This window comes from Gracilimonas halophila (assembly GCF_042684365.1).
GTDB classification, from domain to species: domain Bacteria; phylum Bacteroidota; class Rhodothermia; order Balneolales; family Balneolaceae; genus Gracilimonas; species Gracilimonas halophila.
Genome location: NZ_JBHULI010000025.1, coordinates 166,812 through 188,862 on the forward strand (window position 1 = coordinate 166,812; position 22,051 = coordinate 188,862).

The 22,051-nt window shown below is 41.2% G+C and carries 19 protein-coding genes; 7 read left to right on the forward strand and 12 right to left on the reverse strand.

The annotated features are described in order from the left end of the window. Nucleotides 1-9: 9 nt before the first annotated feature. Nucleotides 10-1,545: an OmpP1/FadL family transporter gene (locus ACFSVN_RS11555; RefSeq protein WP_390302781.1), complete on the forward strand. Its 1,536-nt coding sequence runs from the start codon at nucleotides 10-12 to the stop codon at nucleotides 1,543-1,545. 64 nt (nucleotides 1,546-1,609) lie between these two features. On the opposite strand, the gene corA is transcribed toward ACFSVN_RS11555, so the two are convergent. From corA to ACFSVN_RS11570, 3 genes are all read right to left on the reverse strand, one after another. Then, nucleotides 1,610-2,707: a magnesium/cobalt transporter CorA gene (gene corA, locus ACFSVN_RS11560; protein ID WP_390302784.1), complete on the reverse strand. Its 1,098-nt coding sequence runs from the start codon at nucleotides 2,705-2,707 to the stop codon at nucleotides 1,610-1,612. A gap of 78 nt (nucleotides 2,708-2,785) precedes the next feature. Continuing rightward, nucleotides 2,786-5,335, reverse strand: a complete 2,550-nt coding sequence (locus tag ACFSVN_RS11565) for an ABC transporter permease (protein ID WP_390302787.1) — start codon at nucleotides 5,333-5,335, stop codon at nucleotides 2,786-2,788. 5 nt (nucleotides 5,336-5,340) lie between these two features. Continuing rightward, the gene (locus tag ACFSVN_RS11570; RefSeq protein WP_390302790.1) at nucleotides 5,341-6,054 is read right to left on the reverse strand and encodes an ABC transporter ATP-binding protein; all 714 of its coding nucleotides are present in this window, start codon (nucleotides 6,052-6,054) and stop codon (nucleotides 5,341-5,343) included. Nucleotides 6,055-6,225: 171 nt separating this feature from the next. On the opposite strand from ACFSVN_RS11570, the gene ACFSVN_RS11575 reads away from it, so the two are divergent. Continuing rightward, a complete protein-coding gene (locus ACFSVN_RS11575; protein ID WP_390302793.1) occupies nucleotides 6,226-6,843 on the forward strand; it encodes an arylesterase in 618 nt (205 codons plus the stop codon). 103 nt (nucleotides 6,844-6,946) lie between these two features. On the opposite strand, the gene ACFSVN_RS11580 is transcribed toward ACFSVN_RS11575, so the two are convergent. Genes ACFSVN_RS11580 through ACFSVN_RS11595 form a run of 4 tightly spaced genes read right to left on the reverse strand, consistent with a single transcriptional unit; the run spans nucleotide 6,947 to nucleotide 9,652 of the window. Continuing rightward, on the reverse strand, nucleotides 6,947-7,714 hold the full coding sequence (locus tag ACFSVN_RS11580; protein WP_390302796.1) for an SIMPL domain-containing protein: 768 nt from the start codon (nucleotides 7,712-7,714) through the stop codon (nucleotides 6,947-6,949). Then, a complete protein-coding gene (locus ACFSVN_RS11585) occupies nucleotides 7,668-8,282 on the reverse strand; it encodes a hypothetical protein (RefSeq protein ID WP_390302799.1) in 615 nt (204 codons plus the stop codon). The genes ACFSVN_RS11580 and ACFSVN_RS11585 overlap by 47 nt, the downstream gene beginning before the upstream one ends. 33 nt (nucleotides 8,283-8,315) lie before the next feature. After that, a complete protein-coding gene (locus ACFSVN_RS11590; protein ID WP_390302801.1) occupies nucleotides 8,316-8,939 on the reverse strand; it encodes a hypothetical protein in 624 nt (207 codons plus the stop codon). Beyond that, nucleotides 8,939-9,652: an SGNH/GDSL hydrolase family protein gene (locus ACFSVN_RS11595; RefSeq protein WP_390302804.1), complete on the reverse strand. Its 714-nt coding sequence runs from the start codon at nucleotides 9,650-9,652 to the stop codon at nucleotides 8,939-8,941. The genes ACFSVN_RS11590 and ACFSVN_RS11595 overlap by 1 nt, the downstream gene beginning before the upstream one ends. A gap of 227 nt (nucleotides 9,653-9,879) precedes the next feature. Here ACFSVN_RS11595 and ACFSVN_RS11600 point away from each other — a divergent pair, with 227 nt between their 5' ends. From ACFSVN_RS11600 to dnaJ, 4 genes are all read left to right on the forward strand, one after another. Next, on the forward strand, nucleotides 9,880-12,738 hold the full coding sequence (locus tag ACFSVN_RS11600) for a TonB-dependent receptor (RefSeq protein WP_390302807.1): 2,859 nt from the start codon (nucleotides 9,880-9,882) through the stop codon (nucleotides 12,736-12,738). A 19-nt stretch (nucleotides 12,739-12,757) separates the two neighbouring features. Next, nucleotides 12,758-14,407, forward strand: a complete 1,650-nt coding sequence (locus ACFSVN_RS11605) for a hypothetical protein (RefSeq protein ID WP_390302810.1) — start codon at nucleotides 12,758-12,760, stop codon at nucleotides 14,405-14,407. Nucleotides 14,408-14,595: 188 nt separating this feature from the next. After that, a complete protein-coding gene (locus ACFSVN_RS11610; protein WP_390302813.1) occupies nucleotides 14,596-15,171 on the forward strand; it encodes a nucleotide exchange factor GrpE in 576 nt (191 codons plus the stop codon). A 9-nt stretch (nucleotides 15,172-15,180) separates the two neighbouring features. Further along, nucleotides 15,181-16,371 (forward strand): molecular chaperone DnaJ, encoded by a 1,191-nt coding sequence (gene dnaJ / locus ACFSVN_RS11615; protein ID WP_390302816.1) that lies wholly within the window; start codon nucleotides 15,181-15,183, stop codon nucleotides 16,369-16,371. Between the two features lie 56 nt (nucleotides 16,372-16,427). On the opposite strand, the gene ACFSVN_RS11620 is transcribed toward dnaJ, so the two are convergent. The 4 genes from ACFSVN_RS11620 to ACFSVN_RS11635 all read right to left on the reverse strand — a co-directional run bounded on the left by ACFSVN_RS11620 (nucleotide 16,428) and on the right by ACFSVN_RS11635 (nucleotide 19,098). Continuing rightward, complete coding sequence (locus ACFSVN_RS11620; RefSeq protein ID WP_390302819.1) at nucleotides 16,428-16,748, reverse strand: heavy metal-binding domain-containing protein; 321 nt, start codon at nucleotides 16,746-16,748, stop codon at nucleotides 16,428-16,430. A gap of 151 nt (nucleotides 16,749-16,899) precedes the next feature. Further along, the gene (locus ACFSVN_RS11625) at nucleotides 16,900-17,178 is read right to left on the reverse strand and encodes an RNA recognition motif domain-containing protein (protein ID WP_390302822.1); all 279 of its coding nucleotides are present in this window, start codon (nucleotides 17,176-17,178) and stop codon (nucleotides 16,900-16,902) included. A gap of 205 nt (nucleotides 17,179-17,383) precedes the next feature. Next, nucleotides 17,384-17,869: a 5-(carboxyamino)imidazole ribonucleotide mutase gene (gene purE, locus ACFSVN_RS11630; RefSeq protein ID WP_390302825.1), complete on the reverse strand. Its 486-nt coding sequence runs from the start codon at nucleotides 17,867-17,869 to the stop codon at nucleotides 17,384-17,386. Between the two features lie 68 nt (nucleotides 17,870-17,937). Then, nucleotides 17,938-19,098, reverse strand: a complete 1,161-nt coding sequence (locus ACFSVN_RS11635; protein WP_390302828.1) for a 5-(carboxyamino)imidazole ribonucleotide synthase — start codon at nucleotides 19,096-19,098, stop codon at nucleotides 17,938-17,940. A gap of 160 nt (nucleotides 19,099-19,258) precedes the next feature. Here ACFSVN_RS11635 and prfA point away from each other — a divergent pair, with 160 nt between their 5' ends. Further along, on the forward strand, nucleotides 19,259-20,332 hold the full coding sequence (gene prfA / locus ACFSVN_RS11640; RefSeq protein ID WP_390303840.1) for a peptide chain release factor 1: 1,074 nt from the start codon (nucleotides 19,259-19,261) through the stop codon (nucleotides 20,330-20,332). A gap of 65 nt (nucleotides 20,333-20,397) precedes the next feature. Here the strand turns inward: prfA and ACFSVN_RS11645 are convergent, their stop codons facing one another. Then, a complete protein-coding gene (locus ACFSVN_RS11645; protein WP_390302830.1) occupies nucleotides 20,398-22,002 on the reverse strand; it encodes a phosphoenolpyruvate carboxykinase in 1,605 nt (534 codons plus the stop codon). Between the last annotated feature and the right edge of the window lie 49 nt (nucleotides 22,003-22,051).

Genomic DNA, 22,051 nt, shown 5'->3' on the forward strand with positions numbered 1-22,051 from the left:
TCTATTATTATGAAGAGGATCACCTTATTTCTCTTGACAGCTTTTCTATTGACTTTTGAAGCCGTATACGGACAAGATGGCAATAGTCAGGTTAGCTATTCCAATCTCGCTTTACAATTCAGTGAACAGAACTATAATGGTGATCCGGCTACGGGGTATTTTCCCTCTGTTGCCAACTTGAATGGTTTTGGGAGCTTTTTAGCCAACCCTGCAACTATTGGCCTGATCGAAGATAATTACTTTAGTTTTGGTTTGGTAAATCAGTCGGTTGAGAGGGAAAACACTTATCTGGGCAATAGTTTGATAACTGAGGATAATTTTACCAACCTGAGCAATATAGGCTTTATTTACAAAGCACCTACCGAGCAGGGGAGTTTCGTTATTGGTGCCGGGTATAACAGTGTTTCTGACCAGAAAGGGATAACAAGACTCAGTGCAAGAAATAATGAAAGCACTATTACAGATCAATTTAAAGATCCCTCAAGTGACTATAATGATATCGCTTTCAATGCGTACGCCATAGATTGGGGAGATGTGAATGAGACCTACCTTGAATCAATTTTTAGGATTGGTTTTGCGGAATACCCCGGTATTACCCAAGAGGCAGAGGTTTCATATGAGACTAATTTAGGTGAGTATTCTTTCTTTTTCGGAACCGAGTTTCAGAAAGATCTATTTATAGGAATTTCAGGTGGTCTTACTGCGGGTAATTATACCTATCGCAGAGACTTTCTGGAAGTAGATGATCAAAATGACTACAATTTTAACTTCATTCCTTCAGATGTTGAAGGGGACAGTACCGACATCGATAATATTTTGACCCACGATGAAATTGATGCCGAGATTTACGGTTTTACTTTACGAACCGGACTTTTATATAAACTGACCCCAAATTTAAACATTGGGTTGAGTTATCTGATACCAAGTACGCTGGTAGTAAATGAAGAATACTACTCATCTATTACAACTGAACTTGATGATGGCTCAACACCATTTGAGTCTGATTTTGCCAGTGAAGAAGATTATGAATACCGTATCAAAAAACCGGGACAATTGAGTGCAGGTTTAGCATTAGTTGATATTGCGGGGTTTGACGTATCCATCTCGGGGGAGATGATAGATTACTCGAATTTGGGCTTGGACCTGATAAAGGGAAATGATTTCAATTTCAATGATGAAGTAGCGATCAGAGAACAGGAAGAAGAGCTTGAGGATTTCATGGCGAACAATTACAAAAGGGTAATCAACTATAAAGCAGGTATAGGTTATCAAGTTACAAATGAGTTAAAACTGAAAGGAGGATACGCCTTTTTTGAAGGAAAGAGTAGGATTTTTGAAGCTGATCGTGAGATCTATTCAGCAGGAATAAGTGCAAAAATAGCAGAGAATATCACTCTTGATCTGAATGGTCAATACTCAATGTGGAATGATCGTTCTGTAGCATACAGCTATCTGGATTTTGATACCAACGAGACAAGGGCAGAGGTCATTGATCAGGATGTATCTTTATTGAGAATTATGGCTGGCATCCGTTTCAATTTTTAGATACCAATAACACTCCGTAGTTAGTAAAAAAGGCTTCTTGAAAGAAGCCTTTTTTCTTATATGGTTATAGCCAATCTTTCTTCCTGAAAAAGTACACCATCCCTAAGGTCGTCAGTATCATGAGTATCCAGATAGCCGGATAAGCCCAGGGGAAAGATAGCTCAGGCATATGCTCGAAGTTCATTCCGTACACACCCGCAATAAAGGTGAGTGGAATGAAAATAGTGGCGATAATGGTCAATACCTTCATAACCTCATTCATTCGGTTGCTTACTTGTGACATGTGCATATCGAGCATCCCAATTACCATATCCCGATAATTTTCAATGCCATCATTTATTTGAACTAAATGATCATAAACATCCCGATAATATATCTTGTTGTCTTCCTGGATCAGGTGAGATTCGTCCCGTATCAAAGAATTAAGGCTGTCTCTTAGCGGCCATACTGATTTACGAAAATAAATGAGTTTTCTGCGCAACGCATGGATTTGTTCAGGAATGGATTCGTCAAAACCATCAAGTATCTTATCTTCAAGTAACTCTATTTCATCCCCAAAATGCTCCAAAACTTTAAAGTAATAATCCACAATAGTATCGATAAGAGCATATGCGAGATAGTCGGGCCCATGACTTCGAAGTCTTGGCGCACCATTCCTTAGCCGGTGAAGCACCGGTTCAAAAATTTGATGATCACTTTCCTGAAAGGATAGCACAGAATTATTAGATAAAACAATACTGACTTGTTCAACATTAAGTTGTCCGGTCGCCTCATTGACGACCATCATGCGAAGTACAAAGAACATATGGTTTGGGTACTCTTCAATCTTGGCACGCTGATTGGTACTAATAATATCTTCCTGAATCAGTGGGTGTAGTTCAAAGTAACTCCATATTTCTTTCAATTTATCCACATTGTGCAGACCACATACATTGATCCAGGTTTTGGAAGGTGACTCCAGATACGGGCTGCTGTCATCAATTTTAGAGAGGTCATGTTCGCTTAGTTGCTCAGTGTCATAATCGTAGAGATTCATGATCACATTTTCGACCCGCTTTTCCCCGGTAAAATGCAGTGTTCCCGGCGCTTGCCCCGGCTTTTTTGAAACTCGTTTTTGTCTTAAGAAGTGGGGTACAGGAAGACGCTTTTTGATCTTTTTCATATAAAAGGATTGATTTTAACCTTGGCCTAATGTAGGGAAGGATGATCACTAAATCATAATTTCAGCACAGAAATTGAATCAACTTACTTCCGCACGCAACACTTGCAAAGGTGGTTTATTATGAACTCCTTTCGTATTTAATAGTCCGATCAAAAGTACGAGGCCTGTCAATATCAGGATCTCAACACCAATGATGATGAAGTTTGGAACAAACTCTATATCAAAGTAAAAATATCCGATAAGAGTGCTTGCTCCCAGAGAGAGAATGAGTCCAGTTATGGATGCCATTACTCCAAGAAGCACATATTCGATCACCTGAATTTTGATTACTTGTCTTTTTGATGCGCCAAGTGTTCGAAGAAGTACAGCCTCGCGGATACGCTGAAATCGGGAAGTTGCTGCTGAACCGGCCAAAACAATGAGTCCGGTTATGATGCTAAATAAGCCAATAAATTGAATCACAAAGGTCACTTTATCCAGGAAAGACCGAACGGTTTCAAGAACCTGTCCAACATCTATAGCAGAAACATTTGGATAAGCTTGTACTAGTTCCTGCTGAAGTCGAAGGGAGGCTTCCCTATTATTTGTGTTGACGGTAGTAGCAAAAAACTGAGGAGCGTTTTCAAGTACGCCGGTTGGAAAAACCACGAAGAAATTAGGGGATGGCTGATCCCATTTCACCGTTCGGGTACTGGCGATATATGTTTGAATGGGTATTCCCTGTACATCCCATGTTAAAGTATCACCGAGAACAGCATCCAGATTTTCCATCTGATCATTTTCTACAGAAATAGGAACTGGACCATCTATATTGCCCACATTGCCTATCCATTCTCCTGAAACCAATGTTTCAGATTCAAGCAATGAATCACGATAGGTGTTGCGGTATTCTCTATTCAAAGCCCAACCGCTTACATCTTTGGTAGTATCCTCCCTCAGAGCTTCGGCATTCATCCCATTTATTTCCTGAATACGCATGGTGATGATCGGTACGTTTTGCAATACCTGATGGCCGTTGGAAGTGATGATCTCATTTACTCCTTCATTTTGATCGTATTGGATATCATAAAGGGCAAGGTTGGGAAGGTCTTCCTGCCCTCCAAAATCAATTTGACCGAGTAGCATATCTTGTGTCAGATACAATGAACTGATCATTGTTACACCAAGACCAAATGTAAGAAGCAGTATAGTAGTCTGATTGTTCGGACGATACAAGTTTGCCAGCCCCTGGCGAAGTTCATAGGAAAATCCTGCACGCAGAAATTTTCTAGACCCTTTCATGATCAGTTTCGCAAAGCCGGTAAGCAACAGCAGACAGGCAACTAATCCTAAGGTGAAGAACATGGCAGGAACGATCTCGCCGATCATTAACCAGGCATAACCGGTAACAAATACCAATAGAATAGCCGATAAGGTGATCTTGGTCCTGTTAGTGAGAAGCTGAATGAGGTTGATGGAAATAGATCGCAGAGAATAAAGTGGGGATATCTTTTTAACAGCCAAGAGAGGAAAGAGGGCAAATAAGACAGAGATCACCAATCCGGTTCCAATTCCAATAGCAATGGAAGACCACGATATGAACAGATCAATATCAACGGGTAGGAATTCCTGCACTAAAACAGGCAGAAAAAGCTGTATTAGTGAACCAAGAGCGGCACCCATCATAGACCCAATAAGTCCCATGGAGGTGGCTTGTATCAAATATATTAGTAATGCCTGATTCGAGGAAACACCAACACAACGTAAAACGGCAACAGTGTTTATCTTCTGCCGGATATATACAAAAATAGAACTGGCAACTCCAATACCGCCTAATAGCAGTGCTATAAAACCGATCAGGTTCAGGAAATTGGAGAGATATAAAATAGCTTCACCAACTTCTTCTTCTCGTTCCTCAACGGTATCAAAGCCAAAGCGAATACCTTCATCCCTAAGCTCTCGGAGGCGATCTTCCACAGCCACCATATCAGTACCTTCAGGGAATTTGTGCCACGAAACGTATTCAAGTCGACTGCCACGCTGAAGTAGTCCCGTTTCTTCTACATTTTCTTTAGGTATGAAGATACGAGGCCCGAAAAAACTAGCTGCCACAGGCTGGCCCGGAATTTCAATGATGGCGCCTTCAATCTTATATGTTATTTGGCCGATCTTGACAGAGTCACCGGGTTGCAGGTTAAAAAGCCGCATTACCGGTTCATCAACGAGAGCTGAGCCATTTTCCTGAAATGCTGAAGCAGCCGAAGCCGGTTCGGTGATCAAGTCTCCGTAAAAAGGAAATCCACCCTCAATAGCTGATATCTGTGAAAGTCGGGTGTTCCCGTTTTTTGGGAAAAAAGCCATAGAATTAAATTCCAAAGCTGTAGAAACATCGCCTCCCAAAGAATCCAGCACCTCTTGTAATTCCGGCTGAAAAGGAGCATTTCGGTCCACTTCCAGGTCGGCTCCCAAAAGCTCTTTGGCCTGACTCTCGATACTTGAATTCAAATTAGCCCGGAAGGAAGTGATCGAAACTTGTGCAGCTACACCAACAATAATGGCCGCCATAAATAGGAATAACTTGGAGCGGTTGGAGCGTGAGTCACGCCAAGCCATCTTGAAAGTCCACATCAATGATTTTCTTTTATCCATACTGATTATTTGACCACTGTTTCAGGTTGTTGTTCCACAGCAGAATCTTCGAATACCTGCCCATTTTTTAACTTGATGATGCGACTACATTTTTTAGCAAGTTCTAAGTCATGAGTTACCATGACCAGCGTTGTACCTTGCTTTTCATTGAGCTCAAAAATCAGGTCTTCGATATGTTCACCGGTTTCAGTATCAAGATTACCTGTCGGTTCATCAGCAAATAAGATCTTGGGTTTATTGATAAAAGCCCTGGCAACAGCAACACGTTGTTGCTCACCCCCGGACAATTGAGTAGGGTAGTGATGGGTTCGGTCTCCAAGTCCAACGGATTCCAGTAATTCCCGTGCGTTTTCCCGAACTTCTTTTGTTCCTTCGCCTCGCAATTCAAGTGGAACCATTACGTTCTCAAGTGCAGTAAGCGTTGGAACCAGTTGGAAGGTTTGGAATACGAATCCCACATGCTGGTTACGAACCCGGGCACGTTCATCTTCATTAAGAGGATTCAATGGAATTCCATTCAGGGAAACACTGCCGGAGGTAGGACGGTCAAGCCCGGCGCATAGGCCAAGCAAAGTAGTTTTCCCTGATCCTGAAGGGCCGACAATGGCACAGGAAATTCCTTCTGGAATGGAAAAATTAATGTCGTTGACGACTGTGAGAGTTTTCGTTCCGCTCTGAAATTTGCGGTATAACTGATTTACTTCGAGTATATTTGTCACGATGCTTATTTGTTTTGAATGATACCGATACAAACAACGGTTTATTACAGAAACATTCCTTTAAAATTTGAGAAATATCTACGTTCTCATCTGGACAAAGTTATTGGTAAAGTTGCTAAATCATAATTAATCTTCGCTTTTCCTTATAGCGAATAAATGAAGTCAATTTTTATGAAATCACTGTTATTTATTATCTCTTTATTGTTTGCTTCTTCAGTGCAAGCTCAGGACTCCAATACAAAAACCATACTCTTCTTTGGTGACAGTATTACTGCCGGTTTAGGGGTGGATAAAAGCCAGGCTTTTCCTGCAATTATTCAAGATCGTATAGACTCTTTAGGATTGAACTACGAGGTGATAAATGGAGGTTTAAGCGGAGAAACCTCAGCCGGTGGTTTGAGAAGAATAGACTGGATACTTCAACGTGATATTGACATTATGGTATTAGAGTTGGGAGGCAATGACGGGTTACGCGGCATTGATCTGAATTCTACAAAAGAAAATTTGCAGAAGATTATTGACAAAGTGCAGACTAATAATCCGGATGCGAAAATCATTTTAGCCGGCATGCAGGTGCCGCCTAATCTCGGTCAGGATTATACCAAACAATTTGAAACTATTTATCCAGAGCTAGCCGAAGAAAATAATTTACCCCTGATACCGATGATAATGGATAAGATCGGTGGGGATGAAGAACTGATGCAAAGTGATGGACTGCACCCCACCCCAAGAGGCCATAAGGTAATTGCCAATACTATTTGGGATACTCTGAGATCAATATTGAATTGATATAGCGAGTTCCCCACAGTAAAAAATCAGCTTTCTTGTTTTTAAATCCATTTACTCTCCAACTGAAGGATATTTTGACCTTCAATCGTAATAAGTGCCAAAACTATCGGATAAAATAACTGATGCTAATGTTTGAACTAACCTCAACGGTTTGCGCAAAATCCATCATAGAGGCATCAGATGCCCGAGACATTAATTCCATGGAGCTTGCTTTACGGGGAATGCTGATCTGATGGTCAGAAAAGTTTATAGTTGAAACATCAGCTAATACAACCCCGGACGTTTCGGCTATGAGTTCTGCACGTTCCTTGGCGGCTTCAATCGCGGCGATCAAAGCTTTCTCTTTTCCTTCTGATATTTTTGTAGAAGAGAATTGTCCGTTAAAAGAGTCAAACCCGTTTTCGATCAGTCTTAGCTGAATCTTTTCATAGATGGAAAAATCGGAGAAGGTAATACTTACGGATTGGTTAGTGGCCGTGATATAGCGGGGTTCATCATTATTGTTATATCGGTTATTGCTCACCTGTCGCCGATTCATCCGGATCGGCTCATAATCAATGTTCTCTTCTTCAATATTCAGATCTTTAAGCAGATCTGCCAGCAGTGACTCACGTTCCCGGTGTAATTCATAAGCTTCTTGAGGAGTCTCACCTTCAGCATTAATGTTCACATTAAAGATGATCAAGTCGGCAGGGAGTATTTCTGAAGCACTCATATTGATGGTGATGGTACGCTCAGAAACGGGCTGCTGAGCCAGGGAGGTGCAACTGATACCGAAAAAGAGCAGGCTTACCGTTAAGGTGATCTTGCTCAGCTTATTACCATTACCATTCAATGCCATATTTTTTTTTGATCTTTTGAACTTCTGCATAATTCTGTCCTTGATTTAATTTGAATACCCGGAATCCTGATCCGGTAATTTCTTTAACCGGATAACCGGCTCTGTACCAACTTTCTAACACCTCTAAATATTGCGCTTCTTGTTTACGGTTTTTGATCACGACACCAAATGTTTTTTCTTCTCCGTCTTTATTGATGATAACTTGCAAAATTATATAAGATGACCACCATCTAAAAGAGCTGACAATATTTATGTTGATCTCATTTAATTCATCTAGTTTTACAGGGGAATCCGGCATATGCTCAAAATTAGCCTGTTCGTCTAAATCTATCTCGATCTCCTCTTTTTTAAGATGAGCTGTCCCCGCTTTTTTGGCAAAAGAGTAGGGGAAATATGCTGCAACCAAGGCCACAATAGCAATGATAAAGCCCGGTATTGTAAACCAATCCTGCCCAAAATCATCAGCTAACATAGAGGTGCAGTAGAATATTCCATAAATAACCATACCGTACCTGTATTCCTTGGACTGAGTGAATGTCAGGTTACCGGTCAGTGAATCTTTTTCTCCTTCTAAATTACTAAGAGTGAATTTCGGCATTATGCATAAGGATTAAAGTTATAGTTGAAGCAATTACCACTCAATTCCATATTCATTTTTTATCTTTTGAACCTCTGCGTAATTGATTCCATGACTGAGTTTGAATATTCGGTTTCCGAGTTGATCATTTTCCTTAACTGTGAAGCCGCTTCTGTACCAATTGTCCAATATCTCTTTAAATCTTTCATGCTTTTTCCGACTTTTCAGGATCATCCCAAATTCATGGGTGGAGTCTCCATTGGTAATTTCCATATGTAGTAAAGATCTCGAGAGTATAAATCGGTATGATTGAATAATGTTGATTCTGATCACAGAATCTTCATTCAATTTAATGGGATGGGCAGGGTATTCATCGGAGTTTTTTTTAGGATAAACGGATATCTTAGTGTCCGAAAGATTTATTTTGCCTGCATTAATGCTGAAGAATAATGCGATGAACCCAATGGTGTAGGCTATTACCAATCCCGAGGACATTAGCATTTCAGCCCAACCGGGAATATCATAATTCATCCAATACAATACAAAAATGCTTAAGATCATACTGACAATAATGGCCATTGGGATCTGAAAATGGGGAGTTTCAGTCAGGGTTACTTTACCGCTCAATGAATCCTTCTTAGAGTGGATTTTTAATAGGTCAAATTCTTCTTTTTCCATTATTCCTGAATTATTTGAGTTACTGTTGGCATCATTTTCTCTACCCACATAGCATACATTTTTGCAGATGGATGAAGCTGATCGGAAGCAAGCAGAGAGTCATCATCTTCAGCTTCTTCTGAGATAGGGGTAATATTTACAAAAGGGATACCAAATTCGCCACTGATATTTTCAGCAATATCATTGTAAAGAGCGATTTCCTTACTAATAACTTCCGGATCGCGATACTTACCAAAAGGAGTAACCCCATAATTGGGAATAGAAACTACAAATACGCGAGAAGTATCACCTTTAGCAAATACGATAGATTGTTCAATCAATTCCCGAAATTCCGTTCGGTATAATTCAATATCCAATCCCTGATATTGATTGTTTACCCCTATCAAAAGAGATACGAGATCAAATGAACTGTCAGGTGAAGTTTCTGTAATACCATTTTTAAGGTCAGTAGTGGTCCATCCGTTTACGGCTATAACTTGAGTTGTATCTACGGTTAAGTTCTTGCTGATCAATGCTTCAGAAAGTTGATTAGGCCAGTTATTCTTTTCATCAATTCCGGTTCCGATAGTATATGAGTCACCTAATGCAAGGTATGAAACAGGCTCAATTCCGGGAGAATTTGTTTGTTTAATTTCATTTGTACAGTTAGATAAGAACAAAAAGACTAAAATGAGAGTAGGGGAGAAAAGGCGGAAATGATGTAATAAATGCATTGGAGGTGGTTTTAATATTAAAATAGTCGGACTAAGGATACTATTTGAAAAAGATATATGCTTAAATAAAAAATAATGGAAGCGCTTGCATTTATACCAAAAACAGACTTTTATTTGATATACATTTAATGAGGCCAATACCGCATAATTTATTATGTAGCAGGGACTACAAATTTACAGATGGAATAAACAAGGCCTTTCGAACAATAATTAAAAGGATCAATACAATGAGCAACATGATTCAACGAGTACTAACGTTATGCGTGGTACTAACCCTTTGTTTGTGTACGATAGATTCGTATGCATCCGAAACAGAAGATGAAACTGTAATTTCAGGGATGGTGACCGATGTCCAGGGAGAGCCTCTTGCGGGAGTTAATATCCGTGTTGAAGGTAAAGTGATAGGTACTTCAACTCGGCCGGATGGAACTTTCAACCTAACCGTTCAGCAAGACCCGCCTTTAACACTGATCGTTTCGATTGTAGGTTTTCGATCGGAAAGGGTCGAGATCACTCAATCTAATGTAGATGGACTTGAAATTACGTTAGAGGAAGAAACCATCTCGGGCGGCGATCTAGTAATTTCTGCTTCAAGAGTTGAAGAAAGTATCTTGAAATCCCCTGTATCTATTGAAAAAATGGATGTTTTGGACATTCAGACAGCAGCTTCTCCTTCTTTTTATGATGCCATTTCCAATTTACAGGGTGTTGATTTCAGTTCTCAAAGTTTGACTTTCAAATCTATTAATACCCGTGGTTTTGGTGCAAATGGTAATACCCGGTTTGTGCAATTGATTGATGGTATTGACAATCAGGCTCCGGGACTGAATTTCTCTGTAGGTAACATTGTGGGTATCTCAGAATTAGATTTAGAGAGTGCAGAATTGATTCCCGGTGCTGCATCGGCTTTGTATGGTCCAAATGCCTTAAATGGTATTCTTTTAATGAACAGTAAGAGTCCTTTTGAATACCAAGGGCTTTCACTGAATATTAAGCAAGGGGTAAATCAAATTGACAGTAATGTTGAGGATCCTTCTCTTTACCAAAGTTATGATTTCCGTTATGGAAACGCTGTAAATAATAAATTTGCCTATAAAGTTACAGCCTCTTATTTGAGAGCCCAGGATTTTGTAGCTCAGGATTATCGCGATCAAAGCGGAATTGTAGAACGCGGTGACTATCCAAGAGATGGCCGAAGAGTTTTCAATGGTGTTAATATTTATGGTGATGATATTTTGAATTTAGGCTCCATTGCGGATGGTGTTATTGCCGGTGGTGGTGCACAAGGAGCACAAACTGCAGCTATCCGTTCATTGATCCCGGATGGGCCAGCTGGGAACTTCTCTGCACCAGGTTTCAGAGAAGAAGAATATGTTGATAACACTACGGAAAGTTTAAAATTTGGTACTGCTCTTCATTATCGCATTAATGATAACTATGAGGTTTTAGGGCAATATAATATTGGGTTTGGTAGTACGGTTTACACAGCCAATGACCGATTTGTACTGGATGACTTCAACATATGGACCGCTAAGTTTGAATTGCGAAATCCAAACTTCTTCTTACGCGCCTACACTACCCAGGAAGATGCCGGTGATAGTTATGCTGCAAATACTGTAGCTACCAGAGTAAATCAGTTAGCTTACATTACACCTTACTTTCAGACATTTGCAGGAGCTCGTACGCAGGGAGCTACCATAGAGCAAGCGCATCAGCAGGCCGATGCTGCTGCAACCGCAAATCAACAGAATTACCTGCCTGGCACCGAAGGTTTTGAAGATGAAGTAGATCGTCTGAGAGGCCTTTCCATAGCAGAAGGAGGAGCATTATTCCTTGATAAATCAGATCTTTATCATGCCGAAGGGATGTATAACCTCTCCAATGTAATCGATCCTTCTCAGGTTGAAGTTATTGTAGGTGGGAATTATCGTTTATACGACCTCAATTCTGAAGGTACATTGTTTGCTTATGATGATGTAGCAAATCAGGAAGAATTTAACATTAATGAATACGGTGCCTATGTACAGGCTTCAAAGAGCTTCCTTGATGACAACCTTAATCTTCAGGGCTCATTGCGTTATGACAAGAACGAATACTTTGACGGGCAGCTTTCCCCGCGTATCTCAGCTACTTTTACCGTTGCTGATGATCACAATTTCCGGGCTTCCTACCAAACCGGATTCCGTATCCCTACAACGCAGGATCAGTTCATTCAACTTGATGTAGTGAGCCGATTATTGATCGGTAGTAACCAAAAATTGGTTGATCGATATCGCTTTGAAACAAACCGAGTCTACACTGCACAAAGCGTTAGAGAAGCCCGTGAGATCGCTAACGGTGGCGGAACAGCCCAAGCTGCTCGTGACGCTCTCGAAATTGTAGATTTTGAAGAATTTGATACGGAAAAAGTGGAGACCTATGAAGTGGGTTATAAAGCTTTATTATGGGATCAACTGATGGTTGATGCCTACTACTATTACAGCTCTTACACTGATTTTATAGCTGAGATCCAGTTCATTCAAGGTGTTCCAAATGGGATGACTGTAGACCCGGTAACTTTTGATTCACAAAGCGAACCAGGTCAAGATGCCATCATCAATGGTGGAGTATTAACTCAGGAATACGGTTTTGATGTGAATGCAGACGGTACGGTTGACTCACACGGGTGGGGACTTAACCTTGAATATTCTCTTCCTAAAGGATATACCCTGGGAGGTAATGTTTCTTACAATAAACTGTTAGATCAGGATGCCTTGATCGAGCAGGGATTCCGTGCAAGTTACAATACTCCGGAATGGAGATATAATGTAAGTCTTGCAAACCGTAATGTATTCGAAAATGTTGGATTCAACGCTACCTACCGATGGCAGGATGCCATGCTTTGGGAGTCTTCATTTGGCTCCGGTGTAGTTCCGGCTTTTGGATCGCTTGATGCGCAAGTGAGCTACAAGCTTTCAGAGTATAATACCATTCTTAAACTGGGGGGAAGTAACGTTCTTAATGAGCGATATACGACCTCATTTGGTAACCCGCTAATGGGAGCTATATACTACTTTTCGCTCACATTTGATCAATTCCTGAACTAATTAAAAAAGAGATTTTATTATGAAACGTTTAAAACAATTATCAAAATTACTCTTAGTTACCGCAGTTGTTTTCGCTGGTTGTGATGGTCAGGAAAGTTCACTGATCGGTGACAGGATCGAGAATAATCCACTGCCAAACCAACCTAATTATACAGCCGGGGATGCAGATTTTTCCAATTATATAGCCATTGGAAATTCATTAACGGCAGGACTTATGGATGGCGCATTATACACTAATGGTCAAATTCATGCTTTTCCTGCGATTTTAGCAGGTCAGTTAGAATTGGTTGGAGGTGGTAATTTCCTTCAGCCTGACGTTAATTCCTCAAATGGATTTAATGCTTCCTTATCGGATCCTCAACAGGGTCTGATCTTAGGCAGAACGGAGCTTGATACTAATATTCCAGGTCCGGTTCCTACGCAAGGTGAATTCCCAATACCTGCTTTCAATGGCGATAGACTAAATGTGAATAATCTGGGTGTCCCTGGAATTAAAGTTGCGGATCTCTTCTCTAGTGATCTTCAAAATAATAATGCCCTAGGCTTATACTATTCCAGATTTGCGACAAATCCAGGATCGTCTACTATCATACAAGATGCAGTTGCTAAAAACCCTACGTTCTTTTCATTGTGGATAGGAAACAATGATGTACTGGGTTATGCATTGAGTGGCGGATTAGACGAGAATATGATCACAACTCAAGGTGATTTTCAGAATAGTCTTGGTAATGCGATAGGCGCATTGGTTCAAACCGGTGCAACTGGTGTTGTTTTAAACATCCCACCACTGGTAACCCTGCCATTTTTCAGAGCCATTCCGTATAACAGAATAGAACTTGACCAAGCTACAGCAGATCAAATAAATGCAGGTTTAACTCCGGTAAATCAGGCAATGATGGCTTTAACACAAGCACCGATCAATCATGATCCTGAAGACATAGCCCGTCGTACGATGGAATACTCAGCAGGAAATAACCCTATTCTTGTTATTGATGAAGAATTAGAAGATCTCGGTCCAAAATATGATATGCTGCTCGGAGCCGGCGCCATTAACCAGCAACAAAGAGATGCATTAGTGCCTTACGAACAATCAAGACCACTTACAGCCGGCGAGCTTGTTTTATTGACTGCAGGTTCTGTATTGGGAACCGAAGCAGACGGAGATGACGCTGTTGCAGATACTCCGATCGGAGTAGTTGTACCATTAGGTTTTGATGTGACGGATCAAAGTTTAAATGGTGATAAGTACTATCTTACGTTGGCTGAGCAAACGAATATTGTTACTGCAAGAGCTACATTTAACGCTGTTATAAGTGGAGTTATTGATGCAACGAATCAGCAAGCAGGTGCAGATGTGGTACACTTGGTTGATGTAAATCCATTTATGGCAGATATATTGGGATTAACTTCAACCGAGGCTCAGCAGCTAGCACTTACTGCAGCCGGACAAGCAGCAGCTGATGGTGTAACTGGGAAAAGTGTTAGAGGATTTAATCTTCAGCCAGATTTCAGTCCCGGAGGCATTTTTTCAACGGATGCTGTTCATCCTAACCCCAGAGGACATGCTATTGTAGCCAATGAGATCATTAAAAAATTGAATGAAGTCTATGATGCAAATATCCCTGAAGTTGATGTGCTAAATTACCCAAGTGTTATTATAGCTCAGTAGTCTTTCAGCTTTTACAAAAAACCCCGCTTTTATCAAAAGCGGGGTTTTTTTATGCCACTTTCTAAAATTGATGTCAGATTAGGGTAACTTTGACATCCCGCAATGTATGAAAGGCAGATGGCATACTATTTGCTCTATGGATAACAAATAAAGAAAAGTATAAAGCCAAAATTCCAACTGAAGAGTACATGAGTAAAGAAAAAATTTCAGAAAAAGAACTTGAGACCCAGGAAGAGGTTGTTGAAGAAGAACCATCAACTGAGGCAGAGAAAGCACAAGATGAGAAAGAATCTGAAAAAGACGAAAAAGATTTAAAGATCGAAGAACTTGAAAATGAATTGGCCTCAGCCAAAGACGGTCTTTTACGAAAAGCAGCTGAACTAGAAAATGTTCGGAAGCGAGTTCAGCGAGAACGAGTTCAGCTTTTTGAAGAAGCAAAAGCAGGGGCATTGGAAGATTTTATGCCCATAGCCGATGACCTTTTAAGAACATTGAAGGCTGCCGAAGAATCCGAAATTGAGGACAGTTTCCTGGAAGGTGTAACGTTGGTGGCAGAGAAATTTAAAAGTGTGCTTGAAAAACATGGAGTAGAGCGCATCGATGCAACAGGTGTTCCTTTTGATGTAAACCTGCACGATGCCATGATGAAACAACCCGCTTCAGATGACGATACAGGAAGTGATGTAGTCCTCCAGGTATTGGAAAGTGGCTATAAGATTGGTAACAGAACAATTCGTCATGCCAAAGTAATTGTAAGCGAGTAAAATATATTTATGTCTACTAAAAGAGATTATTACGAAATACTCGGAGTTGATAAAAGTGCTTCGGAAGCTGAAATAAAAAAAGCCTATCGAAAGAAGGCCATGAAGTTTCACCCCGACAGAAATAAAGGGGATTCCGATGCTGAAAAGAAATTTAAGGAAGCATCTGAAGCGTACGAAGTCCTGAAAGATCCACAGAAAAAAGCTCAGTATGATCAATTTGGTCATGCCGGAGTTAACGGACAGGGTGGCTTCGGTGGCGGTGGAGCCGGAGTTGACTTCGATAACATGGGCTTTGAGGATATCTTCAGTAGGTTTGGTGATATCTTCGGAAGTGGATTCTTTGGAGAAGAAGCTTTTGGAGGAGGTGGCCGACGAGGACGCTCCCGTGGCCGACGCGAGCCCGGTCAGCCCGGCTCGGATATGAAGATCCGAATGCCTCTGACACTTGAAGAGATCGCTTTTGGAGCTGATAAGAAACTTAAGATCAAGAAGCAGATCAAATGCGATGAGTGTAGCGGAACCGGCGCAGAGACCAATTCTGATTTTGAGACCTGTTCTACATGTAACGGAATGGGAGAAGTTAGGCAGGTTACCAGAACCATGTTAGGACAGATGGTGAATGTTCAGGCTTGTCCAACTTGTAGTGGTGAAGGTCGCATCATCAAGAATAAATGTAAGAAGTGTAGTGGTGAAGGCCGAATAAAAGGAGAGGAAACCATTAAGGTAAACATTCCTTCCGGAGTTTCTAATGGCAACTACATTACACTAAGAGGACAGGGTAATGCCGGACGAAGAGGTGGCTCAGCAGGTTCTTTGATCGTACTGATAGAAGAAAAAGAACACGAACATTTTGACCGTGATGGAAATAATATCTATTACAACTTAACACTTAGTATTCCGGACGCTGTACTTGGTACCGAGGTTCAGGTACCTACGCTGAAAGGAAAGGCCAAGCTTAAGATCGATCCCGGCACACAGCCAGGTAAAATGTTGAGAATGCGGGGTCGCGGAATCAAAGGACTTAATAATTCCGGTGAGGGAGATCAATATGTCCGTCTTAACATTTATGTACCTGAAGAGCTCACAGATAAAGAAAAAGAGGCCATACAGTCATTTAAAAGCTCAGAGAATTTTGATGCTAAAAATGCGGACGGAAGCGAGAAGAATTTCTTTTCTAAAATGAAAGATATGTTTGGGTAGAAATGTGCTATGTGCTGTGTTATTTCAATGCACAGCACATTGCACACTGCACATTATTATTCTGCTAGAACGGCAGTGCCGCTCACGGTAACCATTAGCATACTTCCATTGGCTCCTATGGTCTCATAATCCAGATCGATACCAATAACGGCATTTGCACCTACGCTGTTGGCTTTCATTTCCAATTCTTCAAAAGCGATCTTACGCGCTGATTGTAATTCTTTCTCATAAGCTCCGGAACGACCACCCACGATATCCCGAATACCCGCAAAAAAATCTCTGAAGATATTTGCCCCAAGAATAGCTTCTCCGGTTACAATACCTAGATATTTTTTTACTTCTCTTTTATCCAGATTGTTTGTTGTGGTCATGATCATGATAAATGCTCCTAATGTTATTTTTAATATGGGAATTCAAGGCAGTCATACTCAAGAATAGCATGAAAGTTACCTTTAGAATAAAAGTATGACTATAAAAAAAGCCTTTCCCTGAATAGAGAAAGGCTTAAGATCTTTAAGCGATGAAAGTTTAGTTTCGTCCGCCTTTATTATTTCTTGGACGATCTTCACGAGGCTTGGCTTCGTTTACTTTAACAGCACGACCATCAATCTCAGCACCATCCAATTGGTCGATCGCAGCTTGTGCTTCTGCGTCGTTGTCCATTTCAACAAACCCGAAGCCTTTTGAACGGCCTGAGTATTTGTCGCTTATTACTTTTGCTGAACTTACTTCTCCGTAAGCTTCAAAAACTTCTCTAAGTTGGTCATCTGAAACCCCATAACTTAGGTTTCCTACATAAATGTTCATAATGTCTAAATCTGGTTGAAAATTAAATATCGGAATGCAAGGAAAAACCAGAACTAAAGTCTGAAAAAATGCAGTAGTCTAAGTACCATTGTCAATCCAATGGCAAAAGTACGTTATTTTAGACCTATCACAAAGGATTTAGGGAATTTATTTTATTAGCTGAAACTGAAAGGTCTGGATATTTCCGTTCAAGAAATTAAAGAGACTACTTTAAATTCTGTGTTTTCTTCATCGATTCATCTGCCATCTCTTTGTGATAGGATTTCAGCTTATCAGCGAGTTCGTTATCATTCATTCCAAGCATTCTAACAGCCAATAACCCCGCATTATTAGCTTTACCAATGGCAACAGTAGCAACCGGAATTCCATTGGGCATTTGCACGATCGAGTAGAGGCTGTCCACTCCGCCCAGAGCCGAGGTTTTAACGGGAACACCTATTACAGGCAATGTGGTATGGCTGGCAAGCATTCCCGGAAGGTGAGCTGCACCACCGGCACCGGCTATAATAATTTTGATCCCTCTATCACGGGCTTCTTTTCCGTAGTTCGCCATCACGTCCGGTGTTCGGTGAGCTGAAACTACTCGTTTCTCGTAAGGCACTTCAAAATAATCTAAAATTTCAGTGGCTTCTTTCATGGTAGGCCAGTCGCTATCGCTGCCCATTACCACTCCGACGATGGCATTACTCATTTTTTAATTCTTTGATTGGATTTAAATAATGGATGGAATATAGAACTCAGAACTCAGAAATCAGAATTTCAAATTTCGATCTCGCGTGTTACATGGGTTGCTTTTTTATAGGTCTCCTCAAGGTCGTCTCCCAGGAGGGTATAATGTGCCATTTTCCGGCCCACCTTGCTATCCACTTTCCCATATACATGGAGATGCCCGTGCTCGGTTTCCAAAGCTTCGGTGATTTGGTCGGCTTCAGCAGGACGTTTATGCGTCCCTAATAGGTTGATCATGGCCACTGCAGGTTTATTCAGCCTGGTTGAGCCGAGTGGAAGTCCAAGTACCGCACGGACATGATTCTCGAATTGGGAGGTTACTGTTCCCTCAATGGTATAATGACCGGAATTATGTGGCCTTGGGGCCGATTCGTTTAAAATCAGGGATCCCTCTTTGGTGAGAAAAAACTCATAGGCGAAAATACCTTTCCCATCAATGGCTTCTGTAGCTTTGAAAGCTAATTCCTGAGCCATTTCCTGAATAATTTTTTCAACGGGAGCCGGGGATAATACCGCTACACAAATATGATCTTCCTGAACTGTCTCACAACAAGGGTAAACAACTGTTCCCGTTTCGTTTCGGGCTACCTGTACTGCGAGTTCCTTAGTAAAATCAACGAAAGCTTCGGCCAGAATATCTTCTCCATTATTGCCGCCGAGTTTTGAAAAAGCTTGTTTTGCATCTTCAATATTCTTCACTGTTACATTCCCATAACCGTCATATCCACCTTTAGATGATTTCAACATAAAAGGCCAGCCATGAGTTTTTCCAAAATCTTCGAGCTCAGATTCATTTTTAACCAGCTTGTATGGAGTGACCGGAATTCCGGCGGCCTCAAAAGTCTGTTTTTCGATCAGTTTGTTCTCAATGAGTGCAAAACTATCAGGAGAAGGATATATCGGGGTTCCACTTTTCTCCTGAACTTCCTTCAGGATATCAGAGCTGATAAATTCATTCTCAAGTGTGATCACATCACACCCCTTGGCAAATTCCACCATATCATCCACCGATTCAAAAGAACCGGAAGTAGAAAAAGGAGTCATAAATTGAACCGGTTCATTTTCGGATCGGTCTGAGAAAACAGCTACCTGAATTCCAAATCTAAAAGCTTGAAGACTGCTCATCCGGGCAAGCTGACCTGCACCTAAAAATCCAAGTTTCAGTTTTGCGGGAAGTGAAGAAAGAGGCATAAGTCGTTTTTATTTTGAATGTAAGAATATTTTTAGTCAGGCGTATAAACTGGATTGGTTAGCCTTCAATGAAAAGACATCAATATCTTGATTACTTCTATCAATCAATGAATGAATTCCGTAATTTTTGATATTGAAAAAATCAGCCCGAAATATGGATATTGAAGAAAAGCTAAAGCAAATTAAATCAAGGTTCGAAGAAGTAAATGCCGCAATGAGTGACCCGGCGGTGTTTGATGATCCTGACAAATATACTGAGCTTACCAAGGAGAGAAGTGATCTGGAGGAATTGGTAAAGGATTATGATTCCTGGAAAGATCTTACGAACCGGATGGAGGGAAATAAGGAACTCATCGAAATGAATGAGGATGCCGAGATCACTGAAATGGCACGAGATGAAAATAAGGAGATCAAAACAGAACTGGCCGAACTGGAAGAAGCCATCAAAATGAAATTGATCCCGAAAGACCCCGAAGATTCGAAGAATGCTATTGTGGAAGTCAGGGCAGGTACCGGGGGGGATGAAGCCGCTATCTTTGCCGGTGATCTTTTTGAGATGTACCGCCGTTATGCAGACAAGATGGGCTGGAAGATGAGCATTATGAGTATCAATCACTCCGAAAAGGGTGGGTACAAAGAGATCGTGTTTTCGTTGGAAGGCGATGAGGTATTTGGGAAAATGAAGTATGAAAGCGGTGTTCATCGCGTGCAGCGGGTTCCTGAAACCGAAAGCCAGGGTCGCGTTCATACCTCAGCTGCAACCGTTGCAGTTCTTCCCGAAGTAGAAGAAGTAGATATCCATGTCAATCCTGCAGATATTCGGGTTGATACCTTTCGCGCGAGCGGAGCAGGTGGTCAGCACGTTAACAAAACAGATTCCGCTATTCGTTTGACTCATGAACCTACCGGAATTGTAGTTGAATGTCAGGAAGAGCGTTCTCAGCATCAGAATAAAGAGAAGGCCATGACCATGCTCCGGGCGAAGATGTATGATATTGAACTGGAGCAGAAGCAGAAGGAGAGAGCCGCTGAGCGAAAAAGTCAGGTTTCAACAGGAGATCGTTCGGCCAAGATCCGAACCTATAATTTTCCTCAGGGTCGATTTACCGATCACCGTATCAACCTTACACTTTATGATCTGGATAACATTATGAAAGGTGGAATTGATGAAGCGATCGAAGCACTTCGGGTTCAGGACAATCTTGAGAAACTGAATGCCTTGGCTGAAGAATAAAGTATATAAAAAAAGCTCGTTTCATCTAAGAAACGAGCTTTAATAAATGAACTCTTAAATTCAGTTTATACTGAAGGAGCAGCGGCAAGCAATTCATCACTTGCTTCATCTGCAAACTGCTCAAAGTTCTTAATGAACATTGCAGCCAGCTTTTTGGCTTTAGCATCATAGGCTTCCTTATCTGCCCATGTGTTACGGGGAACCAGTACTTCACTTGGTACCCCGTCAACTTCAGTAGGAACCTGAACTCCAAATACAGGATCTTTGACGAATTCAACATTTTCAAGATTACCTGCGATGGCTTCACTCAGCATACGTCGGGTATGAGGAAGTTTCATCCTATGTCCTGTTCCGTACTCTCCGCCAGTCCAGCCGGTATTTACCAACCATACATTTGAGTTGTGCGTGCGAATTTTTTTCGCTAACAACTCTGCATAAACGGTTGGGTGCAATGGCATGAAAGGCGCACCGAAGCAAGCTGAGAACGTTGCCTGAGGCTCTGTAACACCACGCTCAGTACCGGCAACCTTAGCGGTGTATCCACTGATGAAGTGATACATTGCTTGCTCAGGAGTCAATTTAGAAATAGGAGGGAGTACACCAAAAGCATCTGCGGTTAAAAAGATAATATTTTCAGGATGTCCGCCTTTACCGTTTTTACTTGCATTCGGGATGAATTCAAGTGGGTATGAACAGCGAGTATTTTGTGTAAGACTTACATCATCAAAATCTGGTTCACGGTTTTTGTCAAGTACTACATTTTCCAAAATAGTACCGGGCATCTTGGTTGTAGCATAAATTAGAGGTTCATTTTCCTGAGACAGGTTGATGGTTTTTGCGTAGCATCCTCCCTCAAAGTTGAATGTTCCCTCATCGCTCCACCCGTGCTCATCATCACCGATCAATGTCTTTTCAGGGTCAGCTGAAAGCGTGGTTTTTCCTGTTCCTGACAATCCAAAGAAAACAGCTGTTTTACCATTCTCGTCATGGTTTGCAGAACAATGCATGGCCATTACACCTTTCTTGGGGAGTAAATAATTCATTACTCCAAAAATACCCTTCTTTACTTCTCCGGAATACAGTGTGCCTCCGATGAGAATGATCTTCTTCTCAAAATTGCAAAGTATATATGTGCTGGTGCGGGTTCCATCTTTTTCGGGATCGGCTTTCAAATGAGGAGCCGCCAATACTGTAAATTCAGGTTCGTGGTCTTTGAGCTCTTCATCAGAAGGGTTGATAAACATGTTATGTGAGAACAGTCCGTGATATGCAGCTTCACTCACTACACGTACATTAAGCCTGTTTTTCTTGTCAGCACCACAAAAAAGGTCTTTAACAAAGAGATCCTTGTCTTCCAGATAGCTAATAGTTTTATCAAAAAGATTATCGAAAACTTCTTCTGAAATAGGCTGGTTGATCTCACCCCAATCAATATCATCGTGAATAGAGGGTTGGTCTACAATGAATTTGTCCATTGGAGAACGGCCGGTATATTGTCCGGTTAAAACTCTCAATGCATGATCTTTAGTGAGAATGGCCTCACCGCGAATAATAGCTTGCTCATATAACTCAGCCGGTGAAAGGTTCCAAAATACATTTTCGTGTTTATCCAGACCGAGGTACCCAAGTCCGGTTTTACTTTTCGGATGCGATTTGTAATCTACGCTCATGCTGTCTTTTTGGTTGTTTTATTTTTTCAGGAGTCAAGAAGGTAAGCAT